At 67.4% G+C, this 1,514-nt stretch carries 1 protein-coding gene; it reads left to right on the forward strand.

Annotated elements, in window-relative coordinates:
• The coding region (gene dnaE, locus FXO23_RS50440; RefSeq protein WP_158896324.1) for a DNA polymerase III subunit alpha at window positions 1-1,514 on the forward strand (1,514 nt) is incomplete at both ends.

The following is a 1,514-nucleotide window of genomic DNA, read 5'->3' on the forward strand; positions in this document are numbered from 1 at the left end:
GAGGTGCCCGAGGGGCACGACCAGGCGTCCTGGCTGCGGCACGAGGTGCTGAAGGGCCTGGAGTGGCGCTTCCCCGAGGGCGCGCCCGAGGGATACATGGAGCGGATCGAGCACGAGCTCGCCGTGATCATCCAGAAGGGCTTCCCGGCCTACTTCCTCATCGTCGCCGACCTGATCAACTACGCCCGGCGGGTCGGCATCCGGGTCGGCCCGGGCCGGGGCTCCGCGGCGGGCTCGCTGGTCGCGTACGTGCTCGGTATCACGAACCTGGACCCGATCCCGCAGAAGCTCCTGTTCGAGCGGTTCCTCAACCCCGAGCGCGCGTCGATGCCCGATATCGACATCGACTTCGACGACCGCCGGCGCGGCGAGATGATCCGGTACTCCACCGACAAGTACGGGGTGGACAAGGTCGCCCAGGTGATCACCTTCGGCACCATTAAGACCAAGGCGGCGATCAAGGACTCCGCCCGCGTGCACTACGGGCAGCCCGGCTACGCGATCGCGGACAAGATCTCCAAGGCCCTCCCGCCGCCGATCATGGCCAAGGACATCCCGCTGTCCGGCATCGTGAACCCCGAGCACGAGCGGTACGGCGAAGCCGCCGAGGTGCGCACGCTCGTCGAGACCGACGAAGAGTGCAAGACGATCTTCGAGACCGCGCGCGGCCTGGAGGGCCTGATCCGCAACGCGGGCGTGCACGCCTGCGCGGTCATCATGTCCAGCGAGCCGCTGATGGACGCGATCCCGCTGTGGCAGCGCGACGACGGCTCGATCATCACCGGCTGGGACTACCCGTCCTGCGAGGCCATCGGCCTGCTGAAGATGGACTTCCTGGGCCTGCGGAACCTGACGGTCATCGGCGACGCGATCGACAACGTCAAGGCCAACCGCGGGGTCGACATCGACCTCGACCGGCTGTCCGCGGACGATCCGGAGACCTACAAGCTGCTCTCCCGCGGCGACACGCTCGGCGTGTTCCAGCTCGATGGTGGCGCCATGCGGGACCTGCTGCGCCGCATGCAGCCCACCCGGTTCGACGACATCGTCGCGGTCGGCGCGCTGTACCGCCCCGGCCCGATGGGCATGAACGCGCACAACGACTACGCCGACCGGAAGAACGGGCGGCAGAAGGTCAAGCCCATCCACCCCGAGCTAGAGGAGCCCCTGAAGGAGATCCTGGCCGACACCCACGGCCTGATCGTCTACCAGGAGCAGATCATGCACATCGGCCAGAAGGTGGCCGGTTACTCGATGGGCCGCGCGGACGTGCTCCGCCGCGCGATGGGCAAGAAGAAGCAGGAAGTCCTGGAGAAGGAGTTCGAGGGCTTCCACGCGGGGATGAAGGAGAACGGGTTCTCCGACGAGGCCATCAAGGCCCTGTGGGACACGATCCTCCCGTTCGCCGGGTACGCGTTCAACAAGAGCCACGCGGCCGCGTACGGCCTGGTCTCGTACTGGACCGCGTACCTGAAGGCGAACTACCCCGCGGAGTACATGGCCGCGCTGCTGAC

Source organism: Amycolatopsis anabasis (genome assembly GCF_009765355.1).
GTDB classification, from domain to species: domain Bacteria; phylum Actinomycetota; class Actinomycetes; order Mycobacteriales; family Pseudonocardiaceae; genus Amycolatopsis; species Amycolatopsis anabasis.